This window comes from Shewanella nanhaiensis, from assembly GCF_019457885.1.
In the GTDB taxonomy this organism is placed as follows: Bacteria; Pseudomonadota; Gammaproteobacteria; order Enterobacterales; family Shewanellaceae; genus Shewanella; species Shewanella nanhaiensis.
The window spans coordinates 152,228-158,665 of record NZ_JAHZST010000013.1 but is presented as its reverse complement, the minus strand read 5'-3'; the positions used below and the strand labels follow the sequence as shown (position 1 = coordinate 158,665).

Here is a 6,438-nt window from a genome sequence, read left to right as displayed (position 1 = left end):
AGTTGCAGCTAAAGCCTGGGTCTCACATTACCCGAAACTGGGAGTTATTTGTAAATTAGGTAGGTTTATTATCCATACAAGTTGATCTACTCAGAGTGTCTTTTGGCAAACTAATTCAAGGCGAATGGATGATAGAATGGTTGTTCCCTTGTGAATTCATTCAACGCAGAAGTAGGCAGCCAAAAACACTCCTTACAGGCGAGTTTTAGCGGTGCTGATGCTGTGACTTTTTATAAACAAAGAGGGAGCTAAACCCTAGTTTCACTATGCTCTTCACTCGTTGCAAACCACATGGATGTGGTGAATGTCATTAATGCAGGAGCAATTAAAGACCTTACCTCAGAACCGCTAAACTCTCGCTGAGCGATCAAATCTTTATACTGATTGGTATTACCCCTTCCTAGTAATAATGAGTAATAGACAAATCTGTAATTCACCTTTTTATACTACAAAATCACCAGCAATTAATTATTAAAAACTTTATAGCTAGTAACTAACGCTTAAAAATACAGTTAGGTATAGATAGTGCCGCTTTTAATACTTATCTTTGTAGTGCTTTATTTAATTTTGGCAATCTAACTGAATCTATTAAATTGTTTCATTAATCTTAATTAAAACAATTGGATAATTACAATGTTATTGATGTAATTAAAAACACATCAATATGACATGTTTAACTAGTGAATACCGCCATTATTAATATTGCTCTTATAACAATGACTTACTTTATATTTATATGTGAATAGTAAAATAAATTGAGTTGTACTGCTGCTTTCGATGCTGTTAAAAGCCTTTTTACTCTTCACACCCTGAGACGGATCTATTTTATAAAAATATTAACGAGGGTTTTATGGATATTAAAAATATCAAATATTATATCGGCGCCGCCGGTATTTTTCTAAGTTTAGGGGCTCAAGCCGCCCCACCTCTCTCTTTGAGCCAACCTGAATTAGCAAAAAAGACAGAAATCAAAGAGATGCCAGCACAAGATAATGCAAAACTGAGACAGCGTGATGAGGTTGAACGGGCACTCAACACGGACAGTTATCTGCTTAAGTTTGCTGAACCAATTCAAGTCGCTATTACGCCTGATAAGTGGCAATCGCAGCTGGTGACCCAAGATGGTAAAAGCAGTGAAATGTCTATTTGGCGCACCAAAATTGTCTCTAGCGATGCACTATCACTAAACTTTGGTTTTAGTGAGTTCTTTATGCCTGAAGGCGGTTCACTGCATATCTATACGCCAGATGGTTCGCAAAAGATCCGTCCCTTTACTGCAAAAGATAATGATGAGCATGGTCAACTCTGGACACCTATGTTGAGAGGGGACAGTGCAGTTATCGAGGTCAATATTCCAACCAAGCAGTTAAAGCAACTCAAACTTAAGTTGAGTGCGGTTAACCATGGTTATTTAGGGGCTAATATAAAGGATATTTATGAGACCCTTTCAGGCTCTTGTAATGTTGATGTTGTTTGTGGTGCAGGTGATGAATGGCGCGATCAGATACGTTCTGCGGCTGCAATCAGCTTAGGTGGTTCAGGTTTTTGTTCAGGTGGTGCGCTGAACAATACCGCCAATGATGGACGTGGCTTCTTCCTGACCGCTTATCACTGTGGCATTAATGCTGGTAACGCGGCTTCACTGGTAACCTATTGGAACTTTGAGAGTAGTTACTGTCGAGATCCAGGTAGCGGTGACAGTGGTGGTCCGGGTGATGGAACCTTAGATCAGTTTAATACTGGTGCGATCTTTAGGGCTGGTTACTCTCCATCTGATATGACACTGGTTGAGCTTGATGATCCTTTCGATCCTGGCCACAACGTCTTTCTTGCGGGTTGGAATGCTGCCGATGAGACCTCTACATCAGCCGTTGCTATTCACCACCCCAGCGTAGATGAAAAGCGTATCAGTTTTGAAAATGACGCAACCACAATTACTTCATATGGCAGCAACCCCAGCCCTGGGGATGGCACCCATATTAGGGTTATTGACTGGGATCTGGGGACAACCGAAGGTGGCTCGTCGGGCTCACACCTATTCGATCAAAATAAGCGAGTAATTGGTCAGCTCCACGGCGGTGGTGCAGCATGTGGTAATGACTTGTCAGATTGGTATGGACGTATACATACCTCATGGGATGGTGGCGGTACGGCTAGCACCCGATTGAGTACTTGGCTTGATCCTGAAAACACAGGTCAAATAGCCATAGACGGAATGAATGCAACCGATCCTGGTGACAACCAACTTCCCGTTGCTCGTATGAATGGCCCATATCTAGGGTTTGTTGATACCACTGTAGATTTCAGCAGTGCAGGCTCTGAAGATCCAGATGGCACTATTGTGAGCTACCTTTGGGACTTCGGAGATGGTAGTGATACCAGCGAGCTTGAGAATCCATCCCATGTTTATACTGCTCGCGGTAACTTTGAGGTATCGCTTAAAGTGACCGATGATGAGGGGGCGTCGAGAACGGCTTACACTCAGGCAGCTATCTTCGACCAAGGTCAGGATGAACTGGTTAATGATGTACCGAGAACCGATCTTGCGGCAGACACTGGTGAGGCTATCTATTTCTATATGCAGGTGCCGGCAGGTGCGACGGATCTGGAGTTCATTACCGCGGGGTCAAATGGTGATGCAGATCTTTATGCTAAACAAGGTACTCTGCCGACGTTAAGTGACTACGATTGTCGCTCCTACTCCTCAAGCAGCAATGAGACCTGTAGCTTCCCGACGCCTGATGCAGGTGTTTGGTATGTGATGGTTAATGCATACTCTGCTTATGACGGACTGACACTGACTGGCTCCTATAGCGCCGATCAGACTAATCTGCCACCGGTTGCCAGTTTCGATGCCAGTTTTACTGATGGTGAAGGCACCTTCAGTAGTACCAGTACAGATGCCGATGGTAGCATTGTAACTTGGGCTTGGGACTTTGGCGATGGCAGTACTGGTAGTGGTGAGAACACAACTCACAACTACAATAGTTCTGGTAACTATACTGTCTCACTGACTGTTACTGATGATGACGGCGCTCAACACGCTGTGAGTCAGAGCTATGATGTGACTATTCCTGTAAGTGACATTGAGGCTTCAGTTATCCGCGCACTTAAGTCACGCCGTGGCAGTGTGATGGTGGATCTCAGATGGGATGGTGCGATCGGAAACACTGTCAGCATCTATCGTGATGGTGAGATGGTGGCTGAGACGAGTAATGATGGTCGCTTCCGTGACCGTTTCAGAACTACCACAGCTGATAGCGCTGAGTATAAGATCTGTGACTCCTCTGGATGCTCTAACACCTTTACCGCAAGTTTCTAGACTGTATAGGTGATTGACGATAAACCCGGCTATATGCCGGGTTTATTTTTAATACTATTGCCTTTAAAGAAGAGTCCATTTAACTTATTAAGTAGATGTAATTAATACGAAGGATCGTACATTGAGAATATTTACCTTACTGCAAAATGCTTATCTACTTATGTGGCTTATCTCTGGGGTTAAATCAGGAGTTGTAGCTTTAATCCTCTCTCTATTTTTTGGTTTTTTTAGTGAAACTTGGTTTTTCTGGCCTGCATTTTGGGGGTTTTGGTTGCCATGTTTGTTGTTTTCAGCAATTTCAAGTTGGAAAGAGAGACGAGCTTTACAGCCTATATCGGATGTTGCAGCAGCTTTTTCTGGGACGGCTTCAGAAAAGCAAAAGGTACGTGCTTATAAAGCACTCAAAGAAGATTTGGATGAGTTTGAAGAGTGTGACCTTGATGAGGGAGAGTTCGACAATCCGATCAGTGTGTCGGAAAACAAAAGTGAGATGAAGCGAGTTTTAATGGTTTTGCTTAAAGCTGGTGTACTCAAGTTATCATCAGAAGTTAAAAGCCAAATCAAGGAGTATATTGAGGATTATGACCTTCGCAGTGATCCTCTGTGCACAAATCACTTTGTACAGGAGGTGTTGGCTGACCAGAGTATTATTTGGCAAAGCGAAGAGATTTTTGATCCACAAGAGTACTATTCTGAGGTGATGAAAAAGGTCGCAGCCAATGCAACAATTCTAGAGATTGAAAATATTAGCTGTGTATTTGATGAAGATTTTAAGAGTGTCGACCTTAAGTTTGACACTTGTAAGGGGCCTCAGCATTGGTTCTTTAAACACTTTTCTAGATCAGTCTCTGAGAACTTTATTATTCATCTTGCGTTAATGCTAAAAAAAGAAGCCAACTTTACTATGGGGCTTCTAGATACTGAGGGAGAAGAGGAGGAGGCTTGGGCTGTATTGCTCCCTAAACAGGTATTGAATTCACTTTCTCAGCAAGGTGTACTTTCTGGGAAGGAGATCGTGTTATGAGTTGGTATTTTTACCTTTATATTTTTCTATTTTCAGCCTATCAAGTCTACATCATAAAAGGCAGTTGGTTTGTCCAAGAGCGGGACTTTTGGTGGGGAGCCTTGCATCTCTTCCTATTAACTTCGGCGATTGTGGTCTTTGCTGATTATGCAAACTGGCTTACTTTACCCTATCAGTGGATGGTCTCTGTGGTGACTTCATCATCAATCATCTTGATTGTAGGTTTTATTTTAGGTCAGGAGTTTCACGCCTGTTATAACTTTGACGATGACGATGACGATGACGATGAGAAAGAAATTGATTCAGATGTCGTGCTCCCTAATTCAGTCTACTCATACAGCGAATTATTGATAACTGAGAATGGCTTAGGTCAGAGGTTGGATATTGACCAATATCGACCAGTGTCTGATCCGGCTGAAATGGGAGAAGCAATCGGGAAACTTTTTTCATCAAATTCAAGTGATGATGAACTTGCGGATGCTTTAAAACATATCGGTGGTGCAGATAATGATGAAGAAGATGAGGTGGGGTCTGGCTATCATTTTGCTGGGACGACCATTGTCTTTGTGTGCTTAAGTCCAGCTATCTACATCGCTTGGCTAGTCCTAGTAGATAATACTCAAGGTTTATTTAGTTAAGTTAAAACAAAAACCGCCAATAGGCGGTTTTTGTTGTCGATAATTTGGCGGGTTAGCCAGATCATCTCATAGTGACGAACTCTTCGGCGCCAGTTGGGTGTATTGCAACAACGGCATCAAACTGCGCTTTGGTTGCGCCCATCTTCATGGCAACACCGAAACCTTGCAGTATCTCATCCATGGCGAAGCCTATGCCGTGAATACCGACAACGGTCTCCTCAGGGCCTGCGCATACTAGCTTCATCTTACAGGCTTGACGGTGCGACGTGACCGCTGTGTACATAGAGGTGAAACCTGAGGTGTAGCACTTAACTTGATCTGCACCATATTGAGCAACAGCTTCAGGCTCCGAAAGTCCCATGGTGCCTATAGCTGGGTGGCTAAAGACTACCGTTGGGATAAGCGTGTAATCCATCTTAGCATCAGCCATGCCATTGAATAGACGCTCTGAAAGTAGGCGGCCCGCTTTAATGGCAACTGGAGTTAGCTCGACGCCACCTTCGATGATATCACCGACACAGTAGATCCCTGGATTGGTAGTATTTTGCTGCTCGTCGACAACCACATAACCACGATCGTTTAGCTTAACTTGGGTATTCTCCAGACCGATATTATTGGTTGAAGGTTTACGGCCAATAGCCCAGATCAGGCTATCGACTTCAAAGCTTTTACCATTTTCAAGCTTAAGGGTTAGGCTGCCATCAGCATTTTTACTGACTGATTCTGGGGTGCTATTGGTATGAAGTGTCGGGCCATCAGTTGCCATCGACTCCATTAACGCTTCGCTTAGCATAGGATCGAAGCCGCGTAGTGGAGCATGCTTACGGACAAAAAGTTGGGTTTCGCTGCCAAGTGAGTGCAGTACTCCGGCAAGCTCTACGGCAATATAACCTGCACCGATAACAGCTACACGCTTAGGCTGTTCTCTTAGCGCGAAGAAACCGTCAGAATCGATACCATGTTCAGCACCTGGAATATTGGGAATGCTAGGTGAACCGCCAGTGGCGATCAGAATATGATCCGCTGTGTACTCTTGGCCATCAACCTCTATGGTGCGCTCATTAACGAAGCGGCCATAACCACGGACTAGTGTGACCTTGTTATTTTCAAGGCCACGATCGTACGAACCATGGATTCTTTCGATATAGGCTTCGCGGCTGGCAACTAAGGTGTTCCAATCGAACTTATTGACGGTGACATCGAAACCATAGTCTTTAGCGTATAGATGTAGCGCCTCAGCAACTTGAGCACCGTACCACATCACCTTCTTAGGGACACAGCCTACGTTGACACAGGTTCCACCTAAGGCTTTTGCCTCGATTAATAGTACCTTAGCACCGCGCATCGCCGCTCGGTTTGCCGATGCTATACCACCACTACCTGCGCCAAGACAGATATAGTCAAAATGTTGGGCCATTATTATCTCCAGAAGGGTTATACACTATAAGCTTTGT

General features: G+C 43.9%; 4 protein-coding genes. 3 read left to right on the top strand and 1 reads right to left on the bottom strand.

The genetic code is table 11. The annotated features are described in order from the left end of the window. The first annotated feature begins 850 nt into the window (after positions 1-850). The 3 genes from K0625_RS17215 to K0625_RS17205 all read left to right on the top strand — a co-directional run bounded on the left by K0625_RS17215 (position 851) and on the right by K0625_RS17205 (position 4,984). Entirely contained in the window at positions 851-3,322 is a 2,472-nt protein-coding gene (locus K0625_RS17215) for a PKD domain-containing protein (protein WP_220110824.1), read from the top strand. A gap of 121 nt (positions 3,323-3,443) precedes the next feature. After that, the gene (locus tag K0625_RS17210) at positions 3,444-4,346 is read left to right on the top strand and encodes a hypothetical protein (protein WP_220110823.1); all 903 of its coding nucleotides are present in this window, start codon (positions 3,444-3,446) and stop codon (positions 4,344-4,346) included. After that, the gene (locus K0625_RS17205) at positions 4,343-4,984 is read left to right on the top strand and encodes a hypothetical protein (RefSeq protein WP_220110822.1); all 642 of its coding nucleotides are present in this window, start codon (positions 4,343-4,345) and stop codon (positions 4,982-4,984) included. Before K0625_RS17210 ends, K0625_RS17205 begins: the two co-directional genes overlap by 4 nt. A gap of 61 nt (positions 4,985-5,045) precedes the next feature. Here the strand turns inward: K0625_RS17205 and gorA are convergent, their stop codons facing one another. Further along, positions 5,046-6,401 (bottom strand): glutathione-disulfide reductase, encoded by a 1,356-nt coding sequence (gene gorA / locus K0625_RS17200; protein ID WP_220110821.1) that lies wholly within the window; start codon positions 6,399-6,401, stop codon positions 5,046-5,048. Positions 6,402-6,438 lie beyond the last annotated feature (37 nt).

What these genes read in the sequence shown, in the direction of transcription:
- K0625_RS17215 (WP_220110824.1), top strand. Translation starts at nt 851, where the DNA reads ATGGATATTAAAAATATCAAATATTATATCGGCGCCGCCGGTATTTTT.
- K0625_RS17205 (WP_220110822.1), top strand. Translation starts at nt 4,343, where the DNA reads ATGAGTTGGTATTTTTACCTTTATATTTTTCTATTTTCAGCCTATCAA.
- gorA (WP_220110821.1), bottom strand. Translation starts at nt 6,401, where the DNA reads ATGGCCCAACATTTTGACTATATCTGTCTTGGCGCAGGTAGTGGTGGT.